The organism is Candidatus Aminicenantes bacterium, from assembly GCA_026393855.1.
Lineage (GTDB): Bacteria > Acidobacteriota > Aminicenantia > Aminicenantales > UBA4085 > UBA4085.
In genome coordinates this window covers 1-23,402 of the sequence record JAPKZJ010000079.1, presented here as the reverse complement: position 1 = coordinate 23,402, position 23,402 = coordinate 1, and the positions used below count along the sequence as shown (strand labels likewise).

At 59.9% G+C, this 23,402-nt stretch carries 26 protein-coding genes and 4 tRNA genes; 18 read left to right on the top strand and 12 right to left on the bottom strand.

Going from position 1 to position 23,402, the window contains the following annotated elements; all coding sequences use genetic code 11:
• The coding region (locus tag NTZ26_09765) for a hypothetical protein (GenBank protein MCX6560783.1) at window positions 1–201 on the bottom strand (201 nt) is incomplete at its 3' end.
• 712 nt (window positions 202–913) lie between these two features.
• Between NTZ26_09765 and NTZ26_09760 the strand changes: the two genes are divergently transcribed.
• The gene (locus NTZ26_09760) at window positions 914–1,279 is read left to right on the top strand and encodes a hypothetical protein (GenBank protein ID MCX6560782.1); all 366 of its coding nucleotides are present in this window, start codon (window positions 914–916) and stop codon (window positions 1,277–1,279) included.
• The gene (locus NTZ26_09755) at window positions 1,242–1,679 is read left to right on the top strand and encodes a hypothetical protein (GenBank protein ID MCX6560781.1); all 438 of its coding nucleotides are present in this window, start codon (window positions 1,242–1,244) and stop codon (window positions 1,677–1,679) included. Before NTZ26_09760 ends, NTZ26_09755 begins: the two co-directional genes overlap by 38 nt.
• 208 nt (window positions 1,680–1,887) lie before the next feature.
• Here the strand turns inward: NTZ26_09755 and NTZ26_09750 are convergent, their stop codons facing one another.
• Window positions 1,888–3,276: an ATP-binding protein gene (locus NTZ26_09750; GenBank protein ID MCX6560780.1), complete on the bottom strand. Its 1,389-nt coding sequence runs from the start codon at window positions 3,274–3,276 to the stop codon at window positions 1,888–1,890.
• 689 nt (window positions 3,277–3,965) lie between these two features.
• Window positions 3,966–4,520 carry a hypothetical protein gene (locus NTZ26_09745; GenBank protein MCX6560779.1) on the bottom strand — a complete coding sequence of 185 codons (555 nt, stop codon included), beginning with the start codon at window positions 4,518–4,520 and terminating at the stop codon, window positions 3,966–3,968.
• A 220-nt stretch (window positions 4,521–4,740) separates the two neighbouring features.
• Between NTZ26_09745 and NTZ26_09740 the strand changes: the two genes are divergently transcribed.
• Window positions 4,741–6,093 (top strand): ankyrin repeat domain-containing protein, encoded by a 1,353-nt coding sequence (locus NTZ26_09740; protein MCX6560778.1) that lies wholly within the window; start codon window positions 4,741–4,743, stop codon window positions 6,091–6,093.
• 31 nt (window positions 6,094–6,124) lie between these two features.
• On the opposite strand, the gene mazF is transcribed toward NTZ26_09740, so the two are convergent.
• Window positions 6,125–6,505: an endoribonuclease MazF gene (gene mazF, locus NTZ26_09735; protein MCX6560777.1), complete on the bottom strand. Its 381-nt coding sequence runs from the start codon at window positions 6,503–6,505 to the stop codon at window positions 6,125–6,127.
• The gene (locus NTZ26_09730) at window positions 6,466–6,705 is read right to left on the bottom strand and encodes an AbrB/MazE/SpoVT family DNA-binding domain-containing protein (protein ID MCX6560776.1); all 240 of its coding nucleotides are present in this window, start codon (window positions 6,703–6,705) and stop codon (window positions 6,466–6,468) included. The genes mazF and NTZ26_09730 overlap by 40 nt, the downstream gene beginning before the upstream one ends.
• Before the next feature lie 133 nt (window positions 6,706–6,838).
• Here NTZ26_09730 and NTZ26_09725 point away from each other — a divergent pair, with 133 nt between their 5' ends.
• The 3 genes from NTZ26_09725 to NTZ26_09715 all read left to right on the top strand — a co-directional run bounded on the left by NTZ26_09725 (window position 6,839) and on the right by NTZ26_09715 (window position 9,051).
• Entirely contained in the window at window positions 6,839–7,195 is a 357-nt protein-coding gene (locus tag NTZ26_09725) for a helix-turn-helix transcriptional regulator (protein ID MCX6560775.1), read from the top strand.
• 166 nt (window positions 7,196–7,361) lie between these two features.
• Window positions 7,362–8,066, top strand: coding sequence for a hypothetical protein (locus tag NTZ26_09720; protein MCX6560774.1), 705 nt, complete (start codon window positions 7,362–7,364; stop codon window positions 8,064–8,066).
• Between the two features lie 142 nt (window positions 8,067–8,208).
• Window positions 8,209–9,051 (top strand): penicillin-binding transpeptidase domain-containing protein, encoded by an 843-nt coding sequence (locus NTZ26_09715; GenBank protein ID MCX6560773.1) that lies wholly within the window; start codon window positions 8,209–8,211, stop codon window positions 9,049–9,051.
• A gap of 74 nt (window positions 9,052–9,125) precedes the next feature.
• Here NTZ26_09715 and NTZ26_09710 read toward each other — a convergent pair whose 3' ends face one another.
• Window positions 9,126–9,545 carry a hypothetical protein gene (locus NTZ26_09710; GenBank protein ID MCX6560772.1) on the bottom strand — a complete coding sequence of 140 codons (420 nt, stop codon included), beginning with the start codon at window positions 9,543–9,545 and terminating at the stop codon, window positions 9,126–9,128.
• Window positions 9,546–9,714: 169 nt separating this feature from the next.
• On the opposite strand from NTZ26_09710, the gene NTZ26_09705 reads away from it, so the two are divergent.
• Window positions 9,715–10,071 (top strand): hypothetical protein, encoded by a 357-nt coding sequence (locus NTZ26_09705; protein ID MCX6560771.1) that lies wholly within the window; start codon window positions 9,715–9,717, stop codon window positions 10,069–10,071.
• A gap of 24 nt (window positions 10,072–10,095) precedes the next feature.
• Here the strand turns inward: NTZ26_09705 and NTZ26_09700 are convergent, their stop codons facing one another.
• Window positions 10,096–10,929, bottom strand: a complete 834-nt coding sequence (locus tag NTZ26_09700; GenBank protein MCX6560770.1) for a S1-like domain-containing RNA-binding protein — start codon at window positions 10,927–10,929, stop codon at window positions 10,096–10,098.
• A 116-nt stretch (window positions 10,930–11,045) separates the two neighbouring features.
• Here NTZ26_09700 and NTZ26_09695 point away from each other — a divergent pair, with 116 nt between their 5' ends.
• Window positions 11,046–11,591 (top strand): DUF1697 domain-containing protein, encoded by a 546-nt coding sequence (locus NTZ26_09695; GenBank protein MCX6560769.1) that lies wholly within the window; start codon window positions 11,046–11,048, stop codon window positions 11,589–11,591.
• 116 nt (window positions 11,592–11,707) lie between these two features.
• Here NTZ26_09695 and NTZ26_09690 read toward each other — a convergent pair whose 3' ends face one another.
• A complete protein-coding gene (locus NTZ26_09690) occupies window positions 11,708–12,502 on the bottom strand; it encodes a hypothetical protein (protein MCX6560768.1) in 795 nt (264 codons plus the stop codon).
• Between the two features lie 95 nt (window positions 12,503–12,597).
• A complete protein-coding gene (locus NTZ26_09685) occupies window positions 12,598–13,395 on the bottom strand; it encodes an outer membrane beta-barrel protein (protein MCX6560767.1) in 798 nt (265 codons plus the stop codon).
• A gap of 181 nt (window positions 13,396–13,576) precedes the next feature.
• Here NTZ26_09685 and NTZ26_09680 point away from each other — a divergent pair, with 181 nt between their 5' ends.
• Together NTZ26_09680 and NTZ26_09675 are read left to right on the top strand one after the other, a co-directional pair.
• Window positions 13,577–15,832, top strand: a complete 2,256-nt coding sequence (locus tag NTZ26_09680; protein MCX6560766.1) for a M28 family peptidase — start codon at window positions 13,577–13,579, stop codon at window positions 15,830–15,832.
• Window positions 15,833–15,848: 16 nt separating this feature from the next.
• Window positions 15,849–17,954, top strand: a complete 2,106-nt coding sequence (locus NTZ26_09675) for a M28 family peptidase (GenBank protein ID MCX6560765.1) — start codon at window positions 15,849–15,851, stop codon at window positions 17,952–17,954.
• 142 nt (window positions 17,955–18,096) lie between these two features.
• On the opposite strand, the gene NTZ26_09670 is transcribed toward NTZ26_09675, so the two are convergent.
• From NTZ26_09670 to NTZ26_09660, 3 genes are read right to left on the bottom strand one after another with little or no spacing between them, the layout of a single operon-like run.
• Window positions 18,097–19,317: a S8 family serine peptidase gene (locus NTZ26_09670; protein MCX6560764.1), complete on the bottom strand. Its 1,221-nt coding sequence runs from the start codon at window positions 19,315–19,317 to the stop codon at window positions 18,097–18,099.
• 20 nt (window positions 19,318–19,337) lie between these two features.
• Window positions 19,338–19,682 (bottom strand): hypothetical protein, encoded by a 345-nt coding sequence (locus tag NTZ26_09665; protein MCX6560763.1) that lies wholly within the window; start codon window positions 19,680–19,682, stop codon window positions 19,338–19,340.
• On the bottom strand, window positions 19,666–19,890 hold the full coding sequence (locus NTZ26_09660) for a helix-turn-helix transcriptional regulator (protein ID MCX6560762.1): 225 nt from the start codon (window positions 19,888–19,890) through the stop codon (window positions 19,666–19,668). The genes NTZ26_09665 and NTZ26_09660 overlap by 17 nt, the downstream gene beginning before the upstream one ends.
• A gap of 367 nt (window positions 19,891–20,257) precedes the next feature.
• Here NTZ26_09660 and NTZ26_09655 point away from each other — a divergent pair, with 367 nt between their 5' ends.
• The 8 genes from NTZ26_09655 to NTZ26_09620 form a co-directional block, all read left to right on the top strand.
• Window positions 20,258–20,839, top strand: a complete 582-nt coding sequence (locus NTZ26_09655; GenBank protein MCX6560761.1) for a sigma-70 family RNA polymerase sigma factor — start codon at window positions 20,258–20,260, stop codon at window positions 20,837–20,839.
• Between the two features lie 28 nt (window positions 20,840–20,867).
• Complete coding sequence (locus NTZ26_09650; protein MCX6560760.1) at window positions 20,868–21,425, top strand: zf-HC2 domain-containing protein; 558 nt, start codon at window positions 20,868–20,870, stop codon at window positions 21,423–21,425.
• A 16-nt stretch (window positions 21,426–21,441) separates the two neighbouring features.
• Window positions 21,442–21,984 (top strand): hypothetical protein, encoded by a 543-nt coding sequence (locus tag NTZ26_09645; protein MCX6560759.1) that lies wholly within the window; start codon window positions 21,442–21,444, stop codon window positions 21,982–21,984.
• Window positions 21,985–22,148: 164 nt separating this feature from the next.
• Window positions 22,149–22,221: transfer RNA gene (locus tag NTZ26_09640), tRNA-Thr, on the top strand.
• 27 nt (window positions 22,222–22,248) lie between these two features.
• Window positions 22,249–22,331, top strand: a tRNA-Tyr gene (locus NTZ26_09635).
• 11 nt (window positions 22,332–22,342) lie between these two features.
• Window positions 22,343–22,418 (top strand) — tRNA-Gly (locus tag NTZ26_09630).
• A gap of 16 nt (window positions 22,419–22,434) precedes the next feature.
• Window positions 22,435–22,507, top strand: a tRNA-Thr gene (locus NTZ26_09625).
• A 43-nt stretch (window positions 22,508–22,550) separates the two neighbouring features.
• A partial coding sequence (locus tag NTZ26_09620) for an elongation factor Tu (GenBank protein ID MCX6560758.1) occupies window positions 22,551–23,402 on the top strand: 852 nt, incomplete at its 3' end.

The following is a 23,402-nucleotide window of genomic DNA, read 5'->3' as shown; positions in this document are numbered from 1 at the left end:
GAGTACGTCCATCTCAAGGCCTTGGGGAGTCCTTCCGTTATCCGTCATAAGCTGCATACCGATGCGGATTTCGGGGCTTTCGTTCAAGCCTATTCCGCCTACTTGGCCACGCAGGATGATTTTGTCCAGAGCGCTCTGAAGCTCGCAAAAGTGGGGCCGAGCTGCCTGCTTTGTTTCGAGCGGAAATCCGAATTCTGCCATCGATCGATTGTCGCTCGCCGGATGGCGGAATTGAGCGCGCAAACGATCTCGATCCAAAACCTTTGAAAACGACGGGTTTTAATTTGTAGTCTTGGGCGTGTATTATCCGCCAAAATAACATTGTTTGATCCTTGATCGAGGCCGAGACTACAGGCCGGATTTCTTCTTTAATTCTTTGTCGATTTCGGAGGCCGTCTTCCTGTCGATTCTTTTAAAATCCGATGTGGCTTTCACGCCGGCCTTGGGATGGTCTGCCTTTAACATCCGAAGATAGCTCGACGGCTGGACGGATGCGCCGTGTGCCCGACAATTGTTCCCGATAAGCAAGTCTGAGAAATGCGTTCTTCCGTAAAAGGACAGATGCACATAGAAGTGTCCTCCATGGAAGGATACTTTGGCTTGGCGAAAATGAGAATAATAGCCCCAAGTGGCGTCTATACTATTTAGAGGCCTACAGTTACAGAAATGGCTATGTTGAAAGACATTGTATTGCTAAACCATACAATCGTATGGTATAACAATACGATCATGAGTGTTTTATCAAAGCTGCTATCTTCAAGAACGCGGGCTGAAGTGTTGAAAGTTCTTTTCGGATTGAACCCAAAAGAGATTCACCTCAGGGAGATCACCCGCCGATCGAAGCTGACTATCGGGACCGTCCAGGACGAGATGAAGAAGTTGAAAAGCTTAGATCTGATATCGATTAGGAGAGATGGGAATAGGCTCTACTACCGCGCAAATAGGGATCATCCGTTGTTCTCGATCCTTTGCCAACTGGTCCTTAAAACTGACGGGCTGGCCGAGGGGCTGCGGGAGCGAAGGAGAGGAAACAGCCGGTTCGGACCTTGATCTCTTTATTGTCGGCTCGATCACGCTCCGGGCGTTGACTCCGAAATTATCCGGCTTGGCGGAGGAGATCGGCCGCGAAATCAATCCTTTTGCGATCACGGTTGAAGAGCTGCGCGACCGAATCGAGCGTAAAGACCATTTCGTTAGCCGAGTTTTGGCCTCGCCCAAATTATTTGTTATAGGGGATGAAAATGAGCTTGGCACAATGGGCGGAAAACGGTTGGATTAAGCCCGAACCGAGCTCCGCGCAGGAAATCGCGAATTCATTTTCGATCGTGAATCGAGATCTAAATGATGTGAAAGGCGCGCTATCGGCGGACTGGCGACTTGGGATCGCATATAATGCCGGGCTTAAGTTGGCCATGATACTGTTGAGAGCGGAGGGATATAGGACCGACCGACAGTCCCAACACTACCGGACTATTCACGCCATCCCATTGATTCTTGGAAAAGAGTTTATCGAGGGATCCGAGTATCTCCACGCCTGTCGCAGCAAGAGGAATACAGTTGAATACACTATGGCCGGCGCCGCGACACATTCGGATGCCCAGGAATTAATCGACTTCGTCGTCAAACTGAGAGAAGTCGTTAGAGATTGGCTGAAACGCCTGCATCCGGAACTCTGCTAATCCCGGATATGCCCTAATCGAAGGCGTGCCTATTAAGCTCTCCAATCCGTTTTAATTAGGGCTGGAACAAAATCTTCTTTGCTGAGGGTTCTTGCCCAAGCGAACTGAGCGAGCCTCTCCAATCCGTTTTAATTAGGGCTGGAACAAAATCTTCTTTGCTGAGGGTTCTTGCCCAAGCGAACTGAGCGAGCCAAGGCCGGGTATGGCTTTAGACTTCGATTAATTTGTCCTTATGGAAGAGCACAATCCCTTCTTGATGGGCGAGCTCACGCATGTCTTTTGTAAATCCGCTCCGGGAGAACAGGCAGAACCGTTCCGTCCTCTCGCCGTTGTGCCAATCGACCAGGGGGGCTTTCCTCTTCAGGTCAGTCAAAATATCGGTCCCGATGGGCCGAGCGCTCCACTTGGCTTCGCCGAAGAGGATTTCCTTGCGTTCTTCGTTGATGGCCACCAGGTCGATTTCCTCTTCTCGGTTCCACCACCGGCCGGCGGCGTCCATCGGGAAAAAAAGATCTTCGTGCGCTTGGACGATGTCGACGGCCAGCTTCTCATAATTCTCCGCGACAAGGGCCGGAAAGTCGGCCTCGAGCTGCGGCAGAAGCCGATCGAACCTGCCTTCTTCAATCGCCGTTCGATTCGGCAGGATGTGGCGGAACCAGAACTTGATGAATTGATCCTGGATGCGGTAGAGGCCTTTACGGGATTTGAGGGGCAGGCGTTCTGTGACCGGTACTTCCTTGTGGATCACCTGCAGGTCATCAAGGGTGAAAAGATACCGGTGCAAGATCCCCTTTTCGAGGCCGGTGTCATTGACGATCTCGCCGATCTTGCTTTTTCCGAAGGCGATTGATTTCAGGATGGCGAAATAATTGCGCGGCTCTCGGAGCTCTTCTCGGAGCAGAAACTCGACCTCTCGGGCTAGGAAAGCCTCGGGCGGGAGGACCAGGGAGATGATATTGGCGAGGGCGGAACGACCAGGGTCCAATTGCTTCAAATAACTGGGGTTGCCGCCGGCCAAAGCATAGAGCTCCAGGCACCGGTCGAAAGAAGCCCGGGGATAGAATTTTCTGGCCTCCGCGAAGCGAAACGGCTTCAACTGGATCTGTCCCGTCCGGCGGCCGAAAAGAGGCGACTTTTCGGCCAAAACTTCGCTTTCCATCATGGCGATGCTCGATCCGCAGAGAATGAGGAAAACGGGCGTGTGACTGAGATATTCGTCCCATCCGGCTTGAAAGATCGAAGGCAGGCCCGTCTCCGATTCCGTCAGATAGGGGAATTCATCGATGGCCAGGATGGTTCTCGTTTTGATGTGATCGCGGCCGTACTGGAAAAAGGCGCGCCAATCCGGAAAGCCCGTGTTTTTCAGGAAATCATCCTGAAAGTGTTCGGCGGTCCTATCGGCCAGCCAACGGCGGTTGTCGATGCCGTTGACGCGCTGGCCGAGGAAGTAGATATGGGGCTTGCCCTTGATAAACTGCTTGATGAGCTCCGTTTTTCCGACCCGTCGCTTGCCGTAGATCACCATGAGCCGGGCGTCCAGGCCTTGCCAGGCCTTCGCCAAGGCCGCCAATTCTTTCTCTCGATCGATAAACTCCATAGGCCCTCCCCGTAGATAGTCTACTTGTGAGTAGTCTACTATAAAGTAGACTACAAATCAAGTAAGCAGTTGGGCGGTGCTGCCGTCGCCGCCAGAGCCCGAGGGAAGTTCTGAAATTGGGACTCGATACTTGTAATTCTGCATTTGAAATGCATTATTGCAAGCGATATTTTGTTTAAATATGGAATACGAGGTGGGATTACAGGCCGAATTTTTTCTTTAATTCTCTGTCGATTTCGGCCGCCGTCTTTCTGTCGATTCCCTTGGACCCCAATGAGGTTTTTGCGCCGGCCTTGGGATGGCCTGTCTTCGAAGTCTGAAGGTAGCTTGCCGGCTGGACGGAGGCCCCGTGGGCCCGACAATTGTTCCCGACCTTGTTGTCATTAGAGACGACTACGATTTCGTGATTTTTCGATCTGACTTCCTTGACGAATCGGATGATCTCGTCGTCGGCGCCATGGGCTGCCTGCGAGAAGATGCACCGGATACCGGCCAAACGCTGGTCGCGAGTGCCCGAGAATTGGAGGCTGCCGTCGAAAATGATGACACATTCGGTGGATGGATGACTCGGCCTCCAGGCCGAGATTAAGAGTGCGAGCTTTAATCTCGCGTTCTCCAATCCGGTTTGGAGGCTTGGCGCCAATTCGGGAATCTTGTGGAGGACGTTGTAGCCGTCTATGAGCAAATACTTATTTGTCGGCATGGGTTTGGCCGAAATCCACTCCCCAATCCGTTTTGATCAGGGCCGGAACAAAATCTTCGATGCCGCGGCGGGCGGCCCAGGCGATGATGTCGGGCTGCTTGGCGGCGGCGGTCCCGATAAAGTCGGGATTGACCCGCTTGCCGACGCGCGGCAGGTCCAGCCGGTCTGCGTCCCAGCAGGTCTGAATGGTCGGATCGGGGTGGAATTTCCGATGGGTGTGATACTCGCAGGCGATCGAGAGACGGACGAAGTCCTGGTCGGCCAGATCCAAGCCGGGCCCGCGCAGGGAGGCGGCAAAAAGCGCACCGCGCGCGCCGTGCCTGGGATCCTGGTTTTCGTTCAGGCGCTTGGAGTCGTGGAAGATCGCGAAAAGGCGGACGATGGTCGGATCGGCGCCCGTCGTCTCGGCCAGGCGCAGGCCGATCTCCCAGACCCGGGCCCAATGGGACAAGCCGTGTGCGCCCCACGGGGGCAGGGTGTAGCCGTCGAGCACGGCGCGGACGAGGCGGGGATAATCGGGGATCGGCGCTTCGTTGGCCATGAAGCCATAATATCGCGAACTTGGACGGAAAACTATGGCGGAAAGGCTCGCCAAGGCCCGGTGTTGCCGGTGGCCGATGCTCGAACGGGCCGCGCCTGGCTCTTTGTTTGCAATCAATCTTTGGAGTAAACTCGGGACAAAGGGGGAGTTCGCCGTGTTATCTGTCCCTCACCGACCCGGTGGTCAGGCGATCTAAATGAAGCGTGAAGCGAAGTGAGATATGAATAAAACCGTTGTTTGGCTCGCGGCCATCTTCATTCTGGCGGCGGGAATCTCATCCGCCTTCGGGCAGGACGTCCCCGAGGAGGCCAAGCGGCATTTCGACCGCGGCACGGCCGTCATGAAGACGGCCAAAACGCACGAAGAATATCTATCGGCCATCAAGGAGTTCCAGCAAGCGGCCGATCTCTCAGTTTACTGGCCCATTATCTATTACCATCTCGGAAAGGCGCAGGAGAAAGCCGAACAATACGGCAATGCGGTCTACAGCCTCAAGGAATATCTCCGGCAGGCTCCGGAGGCGAATGACGCCGAAACGGTTGTGAGCCTGATCAAGAAGCTGGAAGCCAGGTTTTACAGCAGCGTGGACGTGAAGGCCAAGGATGAAAACGGCTCGACGGCCCTGCACGTCGCCGCCGAAGCGGGCTACGTGGACGCGGCTGCGATGCTGATCGCCAGAGGCGCCGATGTGAATGCCAGGCACAACGAAGGCTATACGCCGCTGGCCCTGGCCGTTGGTTTTAACAGAATGGAAGTGGCCAAGCTGCTCCTCGCCAAAGGCGCGGACATCGAGGCCAAGGACGCCGAAGGCCGAACGCCGCTTTATCATGCCGTCGTCATCAACCGCATGGGCATGGCCGAGTGGCTGATCTCTAAAGGCGCTGACATCAACGCCAAAGACGCAGACGGCCAAACGCCGCTGGATCGGACCGCCTTTCAGGGGCAAAGGGAAATGGCCGGGCTGTTGATCGCCAAAGGCGCCGATATCAACGCTAGGAACAAGGACGGCGATACGCCGCTGCATCAGGCGGCCGATAGAGGCTGCCAAGATGTAGTCGAGCTGCTGATCGCCAAAGGGGCCGACATTGAGGCCGGGAATAATAACGGAGTTACCCCTCTCTTTGTCGCGAACGATAAGGAAATCGCCGGGCTGCTGATCGCCAAAGGCGCGAACATCAAGGCCAAGAATAAGGACGGTTGCACGCCGCTGCACTTTGCCGCCGGGAATGGCGCAACGGATATCGCTGAGCGGTTGATCGCCCATGGCGCCGATGTAAACGCCAAGGATAATAACGGCCTGACGCCGCTGCTTGAGGGCGTCCGAGTCGGCGAAAAGGGAGTGGTCGAACTGTTGATTGCCAAAGGCGCCGATATAAGCGCCAAGAGCAAAGACGGCAATACGGCCATGATCTATGCCGTCTATAATCGCGACACGGGCGTAGCCGAGCTGCTGATCGCCAAAGGCGCGGATATCAATGCCAAGGATAAGTTCGGCTTCTCGCCGCTGGCGCTGGCCGTCTCTCAAAACAAGAAGGAAATGGCCGATTTATTAAGGAAGCATGGAGCGAAGTGAATTCCGGGCTAGGATAAGCGCGAGAGCCGCGCTAGTCGGCGAGCAGCGTTCCCAGCTTGCCGAGAATCTCGGCGGTGACTGAGGCCGGGAGGGGGGCGATTCTCTCGGCCCGACGGATTCGCCAATCCAGCGATTTGACCTGGTCGGAGAGCGCGACTCCGGTGACGGGCAGGCCTTCGGGGATGACGACCTCCCAGGGATAGCCTTTGATCCGGCTCGTCACGGGACAGAGAAGGGCCAGGCCGACGGCGGCGTTGTAGGACGCGGGGGACAGCACGACGGCGGGACGGCGGCCGGCTTGCTCGTGGCCGGCTTGGGGATTGAGGGAGATCCAGATCAAGTCGCCGCGGCTCGGGACGTACGCGGCGGCTTTCACAACAGTTCCCGTCCCTGGGCGGGCCCGGTCTCCCATTCCTCGTGCGTGTTGGCCTCGGTAACGCCGGCAAGGAGCGCCGAGAGCGTCCATTGCACCGCGGTGGGCTTGATCTCCAAGGCGCCTTCTTTCACTTTCAACTCTATAGACGTATTCTCGGCCACGTTCATCTCATCGGCCATGGTTTTGGGGATTCTGACGGCCAGGCTGTTGCCCCATTTGAGGACTCTGGAAAGCATGAGTTAATCTCCTGTATCTATTATGTAGATACGCCGGCCTATGTCAAGGCCAACTCGCTGCAAAGGCTTGACAAAACGGCGCTCGTGGTAGAGACTTACCACGTCGATTAGCTCGCGATGCCGGGAGGCGCCCATGACCTTCGGTCCCTATGTCAAGGATTTGCGGGAGAAGTGCGGCCTGACGCTGCGGCAGTTCTGCCGGCTAGCCGAGCTGGACGCCAGCAACTGGAGCAAGGTGGAGCGGGGCATCCTGCCGCCGCCGAAAACGAGGCAGCAGATCAACGACGTCGCCAGCGTGCTGGCTGTCCCGAAGGATTCCGAGGCTTATAAAACCATGCTCGATTTGGCCGCCATCAGCCACATGCCGACGGAGCTGCTGGCGAATGATCGGGTCGCCGAAAACATCTCGATCTTCCTGCGGACGGCCCGGAATAAGAAGCCCAAGGCCGGCGAGGTAGCGGAGCTGTTGAAGCTGTTCCGGCAAAAATAGGGGGACGGGCTCGGCAGCCCTCGTTTTTATAGAAACGAGGGCAGTGTACGTAACCCCCGATCCCCGACTCCCCAAATATTCCCGAATTAGGGGGTTATGTATGGTGTCCCCCTAATTATTCTGTCATAATCACGGCAAATAAAGATTCGGCCATCCGGAGGAGAGCATGAAGAAAATCGCCATCTCCGCATTTCTGGGACTCGCCATTGCGGCGGGTGTGGCTGTCGCCCAATCGCCTACCTTTAACATCACTGCTCCGGCCGACGGCGTGCTGATCCGGAGGGGCAACTCCGTGACCGTACAATGGACGCACTCGGCCTATTACGATACGCATCCGGCGCAGCACGGCATTCCCTATGCCAAATCGACCGGGGGCGGCAGTCCCATCGCCCAGATCGCCAATCCCGTCCCCATCGTCAGCGGCCAGTTCGTCTGGGCGGCGGGCCAGAAGTCCGACGGCACATGGCTCCCGCCTGGGACCTACGAGATCACGATCGAAAGCCAGGAATACAACGACTCGACCGGGCCGAACGTCACGATCTTCCTGCTCGACTTCAAGCGCGAATTCCTGCGCCGCAAGATCGAGCTTCCGAAGATTCCCGACTTGCCCCAGGGCTACTTCTTCGACCCGCGGGCCATCGAGCTGGAGATGGAGGGGCTGGAATCGGTGCGCATCGAGCTGGCGCAGAACGGCAAGCGGCTGGCCGACCTGGGCCGGTTCGGCCGGGGCATGTTCGGCTCCGGCCCGGCCAAGATCCAGCTCGACCCGCGCAGCATACAGAATCCGACCGGGTTCGAGCTGCTCGTCTACTCGGCCAGCGGCAAGATGCTCCTCAAGCAGGCGATCGACGTCGCCCTGGCCGGGAAATAGAAGAAAGAATACGGGTACAGTATACGTAAATCCCTATTTCTGCGCGGCTAGGGATTCCGGAAAATAGGGATTTACGTATACTGTACCCCTATTATTAGGGCTGCCGAGCCCGTCCCCCTATTTCTTGTCGCGGGAGCCGATCATGAAAAAAAGAGCGTGTTTCGCGATTGCGGCAATCATCTCCATATTCACCTGCGGCCTTTTAGCCGCCCCTCAAACCAAGCCGATTTCACTGCCGGCCGATCTGAGCCCAACGATCGGCCCGCTCTTTGCCGGCATCGACGGCGCCTTTGTCATTTATGATCTGCAGGCCGGCCAATACGCCCGCTACAACGCCAAGCGCTGCGCCGAGCGCTTGCCCCCGTTTTCGAGCTTCAAGATCGTCAATTCGCTTATCGCCCTGGAAACCGGGGTCGCCAAGGACGCCGATCTGCTGATCCCTTTCGATCCCGCGAAATACCCCGAAAAGGACGAATGGATCAAGAACGGCTTCACCGAATGGCTCCGCGATCATACCCTGCGCTCGGCCTTTAAAAACTCCGTGGTTTGGTACTTCCGGGAGCTGGCCCGGCGGATCGGGCTCGAGAGGATGACTTCGTTCATGGGCAAGATCGGCTACGGGAACGGCGACATCTCGGACGGGCTCGACGTATTCTGGCTGACGGGGAGCCTCAAGATCTCCGCCGACGAGCAGGCGAATTTCCTAGCGCGCCTGTTGCGCGGCGAGCTGGCGTTCTCGCGGCGGACGGTCGACATCGTCAAAGGCATCATGATCAAGGAAACCGGCGACGGGAAGAGCCTGGGCGTCAAGACGGGCGGCGGTTTCTTGGGCGAAAAGGCTTTCGGCTGGTACGTCGGCTTTGTCGAGAAAGACGGCCGCGCCTATACCTTCGCCCTCAACATGGACGGCAAGACATTTGATGAGGTCCGCGCCAAGCGAGGCGTGCTGGCCGCGGAGATTTTGGGCCGCCTCGGGATCCTTTGAAGAAACAGGGGGACAGGCCCTAGCAGCCCCATCATTCGATAGAACGATAGGGCACCATACGGTAATTCCCTATTTCAGCGGATGTCGATATCGAAGTCGATATCGAAGTCCAGGTCGATGTCGAGATCCTCGAGCTTTTTCAGGGCCCGGCGGAGCTGGCGCTTCTCGGATCGGGTCAGGGGGCGATGGCGCTCGCCGTCGAATTCCCGGCCCAGCTTTTCCAGGCCGCGCAGCATCGAGCCCAGGCCGCTGAGGTTCACGTCCAACCGGAAGTTCTTCGGCCCGCGGATTTTGACCCGCAAGCCCCGCACGGACTCGATCTGTTCAATGGCGCGCTCGAGGTCGCGCTCCATCTTGGCCAAGTCCTTTTTGACGCTGATCTTCACTTCACGGCGCGAATCGTCCTTGTCTTGGGCCTGGACGACGGTAAAGGCCAGTCCGAGGGTGAGGGCGGCGGCGACGGCGATCGCCGCGAAGGCTTTTTGATGTTTCACGAATTCCTCCGGTTAGTTCAGGGGCTTCTCCAGACAGGACGAGAAATCCGGGCAAAAGGTTGTCGGGAGATGTTGACAACGGCGATTTTAAACCCTATATTGTCTAGGTAAATACTAGGGATTAGCGGCCGGGCAAGCCGGCTGTCGTCCATCGCCAAGGAGGCAGAAAATGAAGAGAAGCGAATTCCTGAAGATGTTCGGGGCGGGGGCGTTGGTGACGGCCGTCGCGGGGGTAGCCGCATCCTGCAAGAGCTCGACGACGCCTACCAACACCGTCGACTCGCACACCTTCACGTCGTCGACTACCGACAGCCATTCCCATACGTTCGTGGTCCAGAAGACCGAGGTTGATGCCCCGCCGACGACCGGCATTAGCCGGCAGACGGGATCGACCAATGGTCACACCCATACTTTTACGATGACCCAGGCCGACCTGCAAAACGTCCTGGCGGGCACGCCGGTCACGGTGACCACGGGCGATACCAGCGCCCACCACCACGACTTCACGATCTCGAAATGGTACTGAAAAGCAACGCTGAGCGAGGTCCCCTCAGACTAATCGCAGTCCATTCGCTTCGATCGTGATCAGTCGCTGCTTGTAAAGCGCGCCGACGGCCATTTTGAAGGCCTTCTTGCTTGCCCCGAAGAGGGCCGCAATCTCTGCGGGAGACGAGCGGTCGGTGACCTCGAGAAATCCCCCGTGGTCGGCGATCTGTTTTAGAATCGCTTCGGTCAAATACCCGACTTTGCCGTAGCCGGGCTTGTCCAGGCGCAGGTCGATCTTGCCGTCCTCGCGGATCTTATGGATATAGCCGCGGATGCGCTGGCCCAGGGCGAGATCGCGGAAGACCTCGTTCTTGTACAACACGCCGGAGTGGGAATTTTCGACGATGGCCTTGTAGCCCAGCTCGGTCTTCTCGTAGATGAGGAGGCCGACCTCCTGGCCGACGACGAACGGGACCGGCAGGGTGTTGAGAAATTTACTCAATTTGGCCGAGGCCGCGATGCGGCGGCTGGCGGCGTCCAGATATAGGAAGACGCAATATCCGTGCCCCTCTCGCATCTGGGGGCGATGCTGTTCCCGAAACGGGACCAGGAGATCCTTGGATAGGCCCCAGTCGAGGAAGGCGCCGACCGCGTTGACGGCCTTGACCTTAAGGTAGGCGAAATCGCCGACCATGGCCAGGGGCTTCTCGGTCGTGGCGATCAGGCGGTCGTCCGAGTCGAAATAGAGAAAGACTTCGATCCGGTCGCCGACCTTCGCGCCGGCCGGGATGTAGCGCTTGGGCAGTAGGATCTCGCCCAGGACGCCGCCGTCGAGATAGATCCCGAAATCGACCGCCTTGGCGATCTTCAGGGTATTGAGCTTTCCGATATCGGCCATCATCGGGACGTATCATACCCCCGGTCCAGGCGGGATTCAATCAAAGGCGGACAGCGCGGTTGACCGCCCCGGAGTCCGGCGCTATAGTTCTGGAACCAATTCGTACGAGGATACTCATGACCCGATACGTCGCGTTCTTGCGGGCCGTCAACGTCGGGGGGCATGCGACCCTGAAGATGGAGAGCCTGCGGCGGGCCTTTATGGCCCTGGGATTCGAGAATGTCCGGACTCTCCTCGCCAGCGGCAACGTGGTCTTCGAGGCGGGGGAGCCGGCCGCGGCGGGCGAAGCCATGACCGCGAGGATCGAAGGCCATCTGCGCGATAAGCTGGGCCTCGGGACGATGGTCATGCTCAGGACCCGCCGCGAGATCGAAAAGCTCGTCCAGCGGGATCCGTTTGGGGATGAGGCGTCCGGCCGCGCCATTGAATACTATGTCGCCTTCCTGGCTAGGAAGCCGAAAGCCGGCTACGATCTGCCCATCGTCTCGGCCAAGGACGGGCTGGAGCTATTCTCGGTCGAAGGGCGCGAGGCGTTCCTGATCCGGCGCCGGGTGATCGGCCGCTACGGCTCCCCGAATGATCTTATCGAGGCCAAGCTCGGCGTCGCCGCGACCTTCCGCAACTGGAACACCGTCCTCAAAATAGGGGGACACCATACGTAACCCCCGATCTCCCATGTTTCGATCGGCCCCGTGTCCGAAGCGCCTGCGCAGAATGAGATGTGCCTAGGAAGGCGAGATAGGGGGTTATGTATGGTGTCCCCCTATCTATTTCCTCGTTACAATATTCGAGCGATGAGGCCCACCGCGATGACGGCGTCTATGTGCGGGCCGCTCTGGGTGACATAGCTGTCCGTGTGCCACTGGATGTCTCCGGAGGTTTTATAGAAATAGGTCTGGCGGAAGGTCGGCAAGCCGTAAAAAAAGCGCGCGTCGACCCGCAACCCGATTACGGGCGTGAACCAAAAGCTGAAGCCTCCGCCGCCGTTGATCGTCAGCGCCGAAGAGCCGGCGTACCAGAGATCCATCTCTTCCGCATACGAGGGCCGGTTGATGCTGATGGAGGGTTCGATGGTGTAGGACGTCGAGCCGATTCCTGCCGTGAGATAGGGTCGGAGCACCTCGCTCGGCAGCACGTAAAAGATGAGGTTTCCGTAGAACTTCATCATTTGCCCGCCGTTCGCAACCATCGTGAAATAGGGGGTATACCCGGTCGATTGCATCCGGGCTTCGAGAGCGCTCACGCTCGCTTCATGGAAACGGGGTTGGGCCAAGGAGGACTCGAAGCTGCCCTCGAACCCGATCAGGCCGAACCAGAGGGCGACCCGGGCGCCGAAGCCGGCGCCGGCGCCAAGTTCGAGGACGGGGTCGTGGAAGAAGGGCCGCCAGGCATCGTCGTAGCCGGCCGTGCCCGAGGCGAATGCGGAGTCAACGGCAACCGAGGATGGAAAGGCTAGGTTGAACCCGTAGCCGCCGAATCCCGTAATTTCCAGCCGGATTTGGGCCCAGGCGGGGACGGCTGTCAGCGCGAAGGCCATCGAGAGGAACAGTCCCGTGCTCAGCGCCTTGTTCATGGATTCCCCAGTGAGCGAAAAGATCGTCGAGTCAATACTCAGCCCTCCCCCCGGCCGCGCCAGCGGCCGGAGGGAGGGCGGGAGGCCGTCAGGGCTTACATCACCCGGATGACGAGCCCCACGGTGATGACCGCGTCCATGTGCGAGCCGCTCTGGGTGACGTAATTGTCGGTGGGCCAGTCGACGCTGCCGAATATTTTATAGTCGTAGTTCTGGAGGAACTTCGGCGAGGCGAAGAACATGCGGGCATCGACCCGGAGTCCGATCATCGGGCTGAACCAATAGTTGAACCCGGCGCCGCCGTTGAAGGTCAGGGCCGAAGCGTTGTCGTATGACAAATTCATCAGTTCCGAATATCCGGAATGAGTGATGTTGATGGCCGGCTCGATGGTGTAGGACGTCGAGCCGATTCCCGCCGTGAGGTAGGGGCTGAACTGCGCGCTGGGCATCAGGTTGAAGATAATGTTGCCGTAGAACTTCATCAGATGCCCGCCCTCCGGCGTTATGGTGAAGTAGCTGGTATACCCGATGTCGTCCATCTGGGCTTCCAGATCGGCCACGTTGACTTCGTTGAAGCGGGGCTTGGCCAGGGAGTACTCGAAGCTGCCCTCGAACCCGATCATCGGGGTGAACCAAAGGGTGACCCGGCCGCCGAAGCTGGGGCCGGCTTTAAGCTCGAGGACGGGATCGTGGAAAAAGGGCTGCCAGGCATCCCAGTATCCGGCCGTGCCCGACGAGAAGGCGGATGTGGTGGTCACGGTGGAGGCGAACGACATGTTGAAGCCGTAACCGCCGAATAAGGAGAAATCCAGCTTCATCTGGGCTTGGGCGGGAACAGCCACCAGCGCGGCCGCGACCGCCAGGAACAGGACAGCCCTCAATACCTTCTTCATAAATCCTCCCAGCGAGATAAAACATCGGAAACGGGGGGCTTTTCAGCTCCCTTTTCCTTGTCCATAATCTATATTGGGATTGAATGTTTGTCAATTTGCCCCGGTTGGCTCGGCGCCGCTTCCCGGGGACTCGGAAAGCGCGTATACTCCTTCCTATTCTTTGCCTAAAACTGGAGATGCCATGACCCGACTCCGCGCCCCCTCCCGCTCCCCGTTCCATGGAATCCCGGCCCTTTGGCTGGCGATGGTCGCCGCTCTTGCAGCCTTCGGCTGGGCCGGCCAGGCCTTGCCCCCCGCCGCCCCGGCCAAGCCGGGCGCCGCAGCCGCGAGCCAAAGCCGGCCGCCCGCCATGACCCGGACCGGCCAGGCCATCAAGACGCCGCTGCCGCAGGAGATTCTGACGCTCTTGGCCAACGAGGTCTCGGGCCAGATGGCCTTCAACAACCTGATGCGGCTGGCGGGCGCGCCCTGGGTCCGCGACGTCAAAGAGCTCAAGGACACCATGTCCGAAACTCTCATCCTGCACGACCTCGTCCGCGGCTACGGCATCGACACCGTCAAGATCGAGAAATATCCGCCGGCGACTCCCGGCGCCACATTCGACTACCCGTTGGAGGGCGAGCTCTGGACCCTCGAACCCGAGAAGCGCCTGCTGGCCCGGATCGGGGCCGACGCCGCGCTCGTCTCGCGCGGCTCCAAAACCTGCGATGTCTCCGGCGAGCTCATTTATGTTCCGGCGCTCACGCCCGACGAGGCCAAAAAGATCCGCGAGGCCGGATCCCAGGACGCGTACAAAGGCAAGCTGGCGCTTGTCTGGGGCCTGACGCCCGACATGACCACGGCCCTGGACGCGGCGGGTGTGGTCGGCGTCATCACCTTCAGCGCCCAAGATCGTTACCTCGACCCCGACCAGGTTATTTATTCGGGCGTCTCGATCGATCAGTCCAAAAACATCAAGATCGGCTTGGCCGTCTCTTGGCGGCAGTGGTCCGAGCTGCTGGAGGACGTAGAGCTAAACCGCAAGATCGTCTTGCGGGCCTCGGCCAAAGTCGAGAAGTTCCCTGATCGATTCGAGATGATCCACGCCTGGATCCCGGGGACCGAGCCCGACAAGAAAGGCGTCATCTTCACCTCGCATCTTTACGAGGGTTATCTCAAGCGCGGCGCCAACGACTCGATGGGCGGCGTCGCCACCCAGCTCGAGATCCTGCGCGCCCTGACCGACCTCGTCAAGTCCGGCGCGCTGCCCCAGCCCCGGCGGACGATCCACTTCCTCTGGCCCAACGAAATCTCCGGCACCAACGAATTCATCAAGCACAACCCCGACTTGGCCGCGAAGCTCTCGGTCAACATCAACATGGACATGGTGGGCGAAGCCCTGCGCAAGAACAACTCGCTCTTCACCATGGGCGAGTGCCCGAGCTTCCTGCCCTCGTTTTACGACGGGCTGGCGGATTCGGTCCTGAACTATGTCTGGCGGATGAACGATATCGTGTACCTCAACGACGGGCCGCGATCCCGCTACCGCGGCCAGAACTTCCCGGTTCCGATGTGGGAGAAGAACGGCTCGCGCGACGCCTTCCGCTACTTCATCCACAAGGCGACCGGCGGCTCCGACCATGTCTGCTTCATCGTCCCGGCCGTCGGCGTTCCGGCCATCGAGTTCTTCACTTGGCCCGACCAGTGGTATCACACCGATACCGATACGCCCGACAAAGCCGACCCGACCGAGATGAAGCGGGTCGCCTTCATCGGGGCGGCCACGGGCTGGGCGGCGGCGGCGCTTCCGGACGCCTGGGCGCCCGACCTGGCCGACGCCGCCTCGCAGTACGGCTACAAGCGGACGGCCGAGCGGGACCTGCCCCGGGCCTTCGCCAAGCTCGATGCGGCGACCGGACCCACCCTCGCGGCCGACACGGCCCGGTCTCTCAACCTCGTCCGCTTCGCCGTCCGGCGTGAGATCGGGGCCATCCGCTCGATCGACGAGATCGCGACCGGCTCGCCTGCGGCGGCGGCCGCGGTGGCCGCCCGCGTCAAGCAGTGGGAGCTTTACGGCGAGGGCCTCAAGTCGCAGGTGCTCGGTTACGCCGCGGTCCGGGCCAAAGCCCTGGGCGTCGCGGCTCCCCGCGAGCCCAAGATCAGCCTCGACCGGGCGGCCCGCCTGGTGCCCTCCATCGCCCCGGCCGTCAGGGGCAAAGAGCTGTCGTTGGCCCGCTTTGAGCCCTATGTGAAGTACATGAAGGAGCACCCCGATGCCTTGAAGGGCGTCACCCTGCACCCGCAGGCGCCGGCCATGCTCCTCAACTTCGTCAACGGCCGGAATTCGATCGCCGACATCGCCGCCGACGCGGCGGCCGAGCTGGACATCGACATCCCGCTGGGGGCGGCGACGGCGTACCTCCAGCTTTTGGCCGCGGCGGGATACATCAAGATCTGACGAAAGGCGCGAAGTCATGAACACCAAACGCATCGCCTGGATCGCCGCGATTCTCCTCGGGCTCGGCTTGGGGGCCGCGGCCCAAATGACGTCCTGGCTGCAGTGGACTTTTCTGCCGCCGGCCCGGATGGACGAGATCGTGGGGGAAGCCTCGGGCGAAACGGCTTACAACAGCGTCATGGCCATGTGCGGATTCCCGCGCGACCGCAAACCGGACGAATACGCCGGGACGTTCCGCGAGGCCCAGTTCGTTCTCGACCGGCTGAAGGAATACGGCTTGCAGGACGCGGCTATCCTGCGATTCCCCGGCGGCGAGACTTGGGACGGCGTCAAGGGCGAGCTGTGGGAAGTCAGCCCCGGCCGCCAGAAAATCGCCTCGTACACCGAGCTCACGGCCATGCTGGCCCAGGGCAGCGCCTCGGCCGACGTGACGGCGGACCTCGTCTGGGTGGGGGACGGCGAGGCCAAGGATTTCACGGGCCTCGAGGTCAAGGACAAGATCGTCGTCACTTCCGGCTCGCCCGGGATGGTTCACAACACGGCCTGCCTGGGCAAGGGCGCGGCCGGGGTCATCTCGTTCTCGTCGCCGCGGCCGCTCTTTGATCCGCTCCTGATCCCCTGGGGCGGCATCGGCGGGCGGGGGGGCGGCAATGCGGCGACGACCAAGTTCGCCTTCTGCCTGCCGCCGCGCGAGGGCGTCATCCTGCGCGACCGGCTGAAACGGGGCGAGAAGATCACTGTTCGCGCGGTCGTCGAATCCAAGATGGAAAAGGCCGAGCTGCAGGACATCGTCGCGTCCATCCCCGGGACGGACCCCAAGGCCCAGGAAGTTATCGTCAGCGCCCATATCTTCGAGGGCTATACGATGTTCGGGGCCAACGACAACTCCTCGGGCTCGGCGACCATCCTCGAGGCGGCCCGGACCCTCCAGGCGCTGATCCGCGACGGCCGCCTGCCCAAGCCCAAGCGGACGATCCGCTTCCTCTGGGCGCCGGAGTTCTCCGGCACCGTCCCGTACGTCAAGGCCAATCCCGAGCAGTTCGGCCGCACCCTCTGCGACATCAACCTGGACATGGTCGGCGACCGGCTGACCCAGAGCCTGGCCTTTTTTACGGTCATGCGGACGACCTACGGCAATCCGCACTTCCTTAACGACGTCATGGAAAACTATTATCGGTACGTGGGCGAGGCGACCCGCTCCTATGTCACCAACGGGATGAGCGGGACGATGAATCGCCGGATCGTCGCCCCCACCGGCAGCGAAGAGCCGATGTATTACTACATCGGGACCCATTTCGGCTCGTCCGACCACGAGGTTTTCAACGACTGGGGTGTGGGTGTTCCCGGCGTCGTCCTGAACACCTGGCCCGATCAGTGGTACCACACCTCCGAGGACCGGCCCGACAAGCTTGACCCCACCCAGCTGAAGCGGGCCGTGATCATCACCGCGGCCGCGGCCTACACCATCGCCGCTGCCGACGACGCCATGGCCGGGCGCATCGCGGCCGAGATCGTCTCCAACGCGGCCGCGCGGATCGGCCATCAATTGGCTCGGGGGCTGGAGGAGATGACCCGGGCGGACGCGGCGGCGTTTCCGGCCGCCGTCAAACGGGCCAGGGGATATATCGAAGCTTCGGCCCGCAACGAGCGATCGACGCTGGACTCGACCCTGCAAATGGTTGCGAACAAAGCCGCTTACGCCCCCTATCTGGCCGAGCTGAAGGCTTCGGTCGTCGGGCTGGAGACGGCCCAGCTCAGGACTTACGATCAGGCCATGCGGCGGCAGGCGGCGGTCCTCGGGCTCAAGCCGATCGACTGGAAGCCCTCCGACGCCGAGAAGAAGGCGGCGCTCGTCGTGCCCAAGCCCCAACCCAAGATCAAGGCCGGCGGATACCAGGGATACCAGACGGCCATTCAGGAAGCGATGAAGGCCATGGGGGCGGCCGTCCCCGATCGTTCCGCCTCCCGCAATTATGCCGAAATCCAGCTTCTCTGCGACGGCAAGAACAGCGCCCTTGATATTAAGAAGATGCTGGACACTCAGCTTCGCCAGGAGACGCCGTTGGCCGGAATCGTGGCGTATCTGGAGGTGCTGAAAAAAGCGGGGCTGGTCGCGTACTGAAAGCCCTCGATGTCATTGCGAGCCCCTGCCGAGCAGGGGCGCGGCAATCTCATTAATAGGGGTACAGTATACGTAAATCCCGATTCTTTTTGCTTGCCAAGCACTTGGAAAATTGGGATTTACGTATACTGTACCCCTATTTCTATTTGTGTGGGGCAGACTGGGCCAGCTGGAGCGTCTTGAGAAAGTTGACCCGGCCCCAGCCGGTCAGCTTGTCGAACCCTTTGTCGCCGATGTCGTCGCTGCCTTTCTTGATGAGGTCGGCGACGGCCGGCCCGTCCAGGTCGGGCCGCAGGCTGAAGACGAGCGCCGCCAGGGCCGTGGCGATCGGGGCGGCGCACGAGGTGGCTCCCACAGGCATGACTTCGGTGAGGCCTTTGAAAGCCTCGTTCTCGGCTCCCATCGGACCGTCGTCGCTTGCGTAGAACCGCTTCTCGTGCGGAACGCAGGTCAGGATATTGTCGGTCGGGGCCATGACTCCCAGGCGTTTGCCGAAATTGGAGCCTTGCTTAAACGTCCGGCCCATCATCTTGGTTTCCTGCTCCCAGCGAGTATCGTCGAGCTTGGATGCGCCGACGATGAGCACTGCGGCTTCGCCGCCGGGGTAGTCATCGCTTTCGACGGCGTTATTGCCGGCGGCGAGGATCAACAGCACGCCCTTGTCGGCCGCGTGCTTGAAGGCAGCTTCCAGCCGGTCCCAGTCTGCGGCGACCCGGAATAGGCTCTTCCTCAGCAGGCCGCTGATGTTGATGACCCTGACGCCCCGGTCGACGAGATAGAGGATCGCGTCCGCGTTCGCGGCGGCCTGAAAGCTCGTCCAATCGCGGCCGAACTTCTTCAGCTCCTCCGATGCCGCGGCCTTCTTCATGAACTCGTCGATAGGGGCTCCGGGATGGCTTTTAGCCCAGTCCTGTTGCATCCGTATCAGAACGTGCTCGATCATCCCTTGAGATGCTGTGACGATGCGGCAGTCCGGCGCCAGCCCGATCATTTCGCTTCCCAGGCCGCCCTGGGCGGCGATGATGCTGGCGATCGCGGTGCCGTGGGCGATAGTGCCCTCAAGCTCCATGTGGAAACCGCCGGAGGCGTAGAAGCCGGGCAGCAGGCGCCCCTTGAGCAGGGGATGGTAGAAATCGAAGCCGTTGTCGATGACTCCGACGAGGACGTCCGGGCTGCCTTTGGTCAGTTGCCAGGCTTCGGCGACTTTAAGCTTTGCGAAGAGGGCCTTCTGAAGGGCAGGCGGTGTATCGAGGCCTTGGCTTTGTCCCGGGACGAGCGGCCCGGCGGCGCTGTAGAGCGATCCGAGAAGAAACGCCAAGGCGATGATCCCTCCCGTTCGTTTGGATGAGTGATGGACTAGCATGGGAAATCCTCCTGTCCAACTTATTTTTCGCCGCCGACGGAGCCGAACTTATAGAGGAGGAGATTGGATAGGCCGTGGAAGAAGAGGAAGGAGCAGAATAAGGCGATGAGCCAGTTGAAAGCGGGAAAGAGGAAGTAGACCAGAATCATAGAGAGGTAGATAGCCGCGAAGGCCAATGTGTTGGCGCGATGGAATAGCTGGGTCTCCCGCTCGTCCGGCTTCCTCCGTTTTAAAAAAGCCGTGATGGCGAAAAGGGAGCTGACGGCGAAACCGGCTTCACCTACGGCAAGCACGGCCAGTAACGTCGCCAAGCCGATGCCGCTTTCGAGCCCATAACGAAGGACATGACTATCGATTTTCTTCATGGCGTTCCTCCTCGACGATGGCGAAAATCTCCTCGACCGGCGTCCCGAAGAAGCGGGCCAGCTTGAGGGCGGTCATGACCGATGGGTTGAACTTGCCCAGCTCGATCGCGTTGATCGTCTGGCGACTGACTTCGACCGCTTGGGCGAGGTCGTCTTGAGTGACGGACTTGGCGGCCCGCAAGACTTTAAGGCGGTTTTGGAGCTTCATGTTTATCCTTGACCGTGTCTATAATGTAATAAATAATGGCTATATGTCAAGTATTATTTACATTTGAAACATATCGTTGATTTAAATACATACGATAATAGCGCCGAAATGAGGAATTACGTATACTGGCATTGTCATTTTGGATACCATAAAATGGCCATGTCGTTGCGAAGGCCTGCGAAGCGGGGACGAGGGGCAATTTTTCGAGGTCCCCACGGCCGACGTTTCGTCGGCCTCGGGACGACGACAAGCGAAAAGCTCCGCTTATCATTTCGTCGGCCTCGGGACGACGAGAAGCGAAAAGCTCCGCTTGCCATTCTGCGCTAAGGATCAAACGGGAGGCCTGTCTAATCCGGTGAATGAAAACATGGAAAGTACGGCCGACGATGTTCTGGTCGAGCGGGCCCAGGCGGGCGACGTGGACGCCTTTGCCGAATTGGCGGGCCGCCTGCAGGAGCGGATCTACCGCACTATCCTGGGCATGACCCGCTCGCCCGAGGACGCCGACGACCTGACCCAGGACGCGTTTATGACCGCTTTTCGATCCCTCAAGAGCTTTCGGCGCAATTCGAGCTTCTATACCTGGGTTTACCGGATCGCCGTCAACCTGACCTTGAATCATTTAAAGAAGAAGGGCCGGGAGAAGGGGAGAGCCCCTTTCGAGGACGGTGCGGCCGTTCTGGACAAGACCGGCTATGCGGCCGGATCCCCAGAGGGAGGCTCCCTCAACCGGGAGCTCAAGGGCAAGCTCGAAGAGGCGATCGGCCGGCTTAGGCCGGTCTATCAGGCGGCTTTCAACCTGGTTGTCGTCCAAGGCATGTCCCACGGCCGGGCGGCCGAGGTGTTGGGATGTTCGGAGAACACGGTCTCCTGGCGAATGCATAAGGCTCGCAAGATGCTGCGGGCCAGGCTCCAACCGTACTTGGGGGAGGCGCAAGATGCGATGTAATCACTCTAAACGATTGATTTCGGATGACTTGGATGGTCGTCTTGCGGACGCGCCGCGGCTCGAGATGGAGGCCCATCTGGCTTCCTGCCGGGATTGCCGCGGCTATCAGGCTTCCCTGGCCATGCTCCAGGCGGTATCGAAGGCTTCCTTATCCGGCCAGGCCGCCGACCCTGATCCCGAGCGCATGGCCCGCTCCCTGGCCCGCCTGAAGTCCGGCCTCAAGGAAGCGTCCGTTCGCCCCGCCCCTTTCGCCGGGCCGAGATGGGCCTGGGCGGGAGCCGCCGCCGCGCTGCTTGTCGCGACCGTCGGACTCTATCTTATGATTCTCCGCCCCGGTCCGGCACCCGAGCTTGTTCCTTACGCCTTTTCCGACGCCCGGTCCGGCCTGGCTTTATCCCTGGTCGAAGACGAGGCGCTGGCTCTGGCCTTCGATTCCGCTATTCGGGCCTCGCTGGTCGAAAACAGCATCGCTTCCCCGGCGGCATCCGAGCCGCTGGCTTCCAACGCGGGATTTTATCTGGACAGCCTCTCGGACGAGGACGTATTAGTCCTCGAAGCTGCGATACAGGAGAGCCTCGTTCTCTAAAAAGGGAGATGATAAAATGAAAAATCGCATGATTCGATCCGTCCTGATCCTCCTGGCCGCCGCCGCCTTGGTCGCCCCCCTCCCGGCCCAGAACCAGAATCAGATGAATCCCCCGCGTCAAAGGGTCCAGGCCAATCTGGCGGCCTTGCGGCTAGTCCGCCTGACCCAGGCCCTGGACCTGACCGAGGACCAGACCGCAAAAATTTTTCCGGCTCTTAATCGCATCGAAAAAAGCAAACAGGATATGCAAATAAATCTTAGCCGGGAGGTCCAGGCTCTGCGCCGGATGAGCCAGGACCCGGAGACCAAGGACGCCGCTTTCGAGGAGACCATTATCCAGATCAAGGACTTGAGGGCCCGGATCAAGGACTTGGACGACGAGGGGGATGCCGCCTTGGCCGCCGTCCTCACCATCCGCCAGAAAGCCCGCTACGAGATCTTCCAAATCGATTTTCTGCGCGGCTTGAACGAGACCATGAACCAGGTCCGGCAGCGGATGGGCCGCAACGGCGGCGGCGCCGGCGCCCCCCAAATAAAGAAACAAAAAAATACTCCTTGACACGGTTCCCCGGTCGGATTTAGAATGTCGCTCGTCTCCGTATCATACCGCTGTTACAACTGAAACGCTTCTCGAGGAAACTCGCCTAGGCGCGGAATTTTCTCGTTTTTTCGATGGAGTCGTTTATTATTTTTTCCGAAATCGAAAACGAAATGAATAGAGGCGCCAGCGTAGCTCAGTCGGTAGAGCGGCTGATTTGTAATCAGCGGGTCAGGGGTTCGATTCCCTTCGCTGGCTGATTAGAAACGGATGCGAATGCGTAACGGGCAGGTACCAAAGTGGTTAAATGGGACGGGCTGTAAACCCGTTGCGGAAACGCTTCGAAGGTTCGAATCCTTCCCTGCCCACTTCCAGCGACGCGGGAATAGCTCAGTTGGTAGAGCGGCGGCCTTCCAAGCCGTCTGTCGCGGGTTCGAATCCCGTTTCCCGCTCCATCTGAAATACATGGATGCCCACGTAGCTCAGTTGGTAGAGCACGTCCTTGGTAAGGACGGGGTCATCAGTTCAACTCTGATCGTGGGCTGACTCCGATACAGACTGCCTTAACCGAGACATAGGAGGACAGGATGGCAAAGGCGAAGTTCGAGAGAACGAAACCGCATGTGAACGTGGGGACGATCGGGCACATCGACCACGGCAAGACGACCCTGACGGCGGCCATCACGAAGGTGCTGGCGACCAAGGGGCTGGCGACGGCCAAGAGCTACGACGAAGTGGCCAAGGCGGACGCCAAGATGTTCCGGCGGGACGCGACGAAGATCCTGACGGTGGCCTTGAGCCACGTCGAATACGAATCGGAGCTGCGGCACTACGCGCACATCGACTGCCCGGGCCACGCGGACTACATCAAGAACATGATTTCGGGCGCGGCCCAGATGGACGGGTCGATCCTGGTGGTATCGGCGGCGGATGGGCCGATGCCGCAGACGCGGGAGCATATCCTGCTGGCGCGGCAGGTGAACGTGCCGGCCATCGTGGTCTTCATGAACAAGTGCGATCTGGTGGACGACCCGGAGATCCTGGACCTGGTGGAGCTCGAAGTGCGGGAGCTTCTGACCAAGTACGAGTTCCCCGGGGACACGACGCCGATCATTCGCGGCTCGGCGACGGCGGCGCTGGCGGATCCGTCGGGCGAGGGCGCCAAGGCGATCTGGGAATTGGTCAAGGCGCTGGACGAGTTCATTCCGGAGCCGTTGCGGGAAGTGGACAAGCCGTTCCTGATGTCGATCGAGGACGTTTTCACCATCACCGGCCGGGGCACCGTCGTGACGGGCCGGGTGGATCGGGGTGTGGTCAAGGTGGGCGACGAGATCGAGATCGTCGGGTTCGCCGAGACGCGCAAGTCGATCGTCACGGGGGTGGAGATGTTCCGGAAGCTGTTGGACCAGGCTCAGGCCGGGGACAACATCGGGTGCCTG

Bases quoted from the DNA above. Each gene is read 5' to 3' on its own strand.
- NTZ26_09760 (MCX6560782.1), top strand. From the start codon at position 914: ATGGGAATAGGCTCTACTACCGCGCAAATAGGGATCATCCGTTGTTCT.
- NTZ26_09755 (MCX6560781.1), top strand. From the start codon at position 1,242: ATGAGCTTGGCACAATGGGCGGAAAACGGTTGGATTAAGCCCGAACCG.
- NTZ26_09750 (MCX6560780.1), bottom strand. From the start codon at position 3,276: ATGGAGTTTATCGATCGAGAGAAAGAATTGGCGGCCTTGGCGAAGGCC.
- NTZ26_09745 (MCX6560779.1), bottom strand. From the start codon at position 4,520: ATGGCCAACGAAGCGCCGATCCCCGATTATCCCCGCCTCGTCCGCGCC.
- NTZ26_09740 (MCX6560778.1), top strand. From the start codon at position 4,741: ATGAATAAAACCGTTGTTTGGCTCGCGGCCATCTTCATTCTGGCGGCG.
- mazF (MCX6560777.1), bottom strand. From the start codon at position 6,505: ATGGGAGACCGGGCCCGCCCAGGGACGGGAACTGTTGTGAAAGCCGCC.
- NTZ26_09730 (MCX6560776.1), bottom strand. From the start codon at position 6,705: ATGCTTTCCAGAGTCCTCAAATGGGGCAACAGCCTGGCCGTCAGAATC.
- NTZ26_09725 (MCX6560775.1), top strand. From the start codon at position 6,839: ATGACCTTCGGTCCCTATGTCAAGGATTTGCGGGAGAAGTGCGGCCTG.
- NTZ26_09720 (MCX6560774.1), top strand. From the start codon at position 7,362: ATGAAGAAAATCGCCATCTCCGCATTTCTGGGACTCGCCATTGCGGCG.
- NTZ26_09715 (MCX6560773.1), top strand. From the start codon at position 8,209: ATGAAAAAAAGAGCGTGTTTCGCGATTGCGGCAATCATCTCCATATTC.
- NTZ26_09705 (MCX6560771.1), top strand. From the start codon at position 9,715: ATGAAGAGAAGCGAATTCCTGAAGATGTTCGGGGCGGGGGCGTTGGTG.
- NTZ26_09700 (MCX6560770.1), bottom strand. From the start codon at position 10,929: ATGGCCGATATCGGAAAGCTCAATACCCTGAAGATCGCCAAGGCGGTC.
- NTZ26_09695 (MCX6560769.1), top strand. From the start codon at position 11,046: ATGACCCGATACGTCGCGTTCTTGCGGGCCGTCAACGTCGGGGGGCAT.
- NTZ26_09690 (MCX6560768.1), bottom strand. From the start codon at position 12,502: ATGAACAAGGCGCTGAGCACGGGACTGTTCCTCTCGATGGCCTTCGCG.
- NTZ26_09685 (MCX6560767.1), bottom strand. From the start codon at position 13,395: ATGAAGAAGGTATTGAGGGCTGTCCTGTTCCTGGCGGTCGCGGCCGCG.
- NTZ26_09680 (MCX6560766.1), top strand. From the start codon at position 13,577: ATGACCCGACTCCGCGCCCCCTCCCGCTCCCCGTTCCATGGAATCCCG.
- NTZ26_09675 (MCX6560765.1), top strand. From the start codon at position 15,849: ATGAACACCAAACGCATCGCCTGGATCGCCGCGATTCTCCTCGGGCTC.
- NTZ26_09670 (MCX6560764.1), bottom strand. From the start codon at position 19,317: ATGCTAGTCCATCACTCATCCAAACGAACGGGAGGGATCATCGCCTTG.
- NTZ26_09665 (MCX6560763.1), bottom strand. From the start codon at position 19,682: ATGAAGAAAATCGATAGTCATGTCCTTCGTTATGGGCTCGAAAGCGGC.
- NTZ26_09660 (MCX6560762.1), bottom strand. From the start codon at position 19,890: ATGAAGCTCCAAAACCGCCTTAAAGTCTTGCGGGCCGCCAAGTCCGTC.
- NTZ26_09655 (MCX6560761.1), top strand. From the start codon at position 20,258: ATGGAAAGTACGGCCGACGATGTTCTGGTCGAGCGGGCCCAGGCGGGC.
- NTZ26_09645 (MCX6560759.1), top strand. From the start codon at position 21,442: ATGAAAAATCGCATGATTCGATCCGTCCTGATCCTCCTGGCCGCCGCC.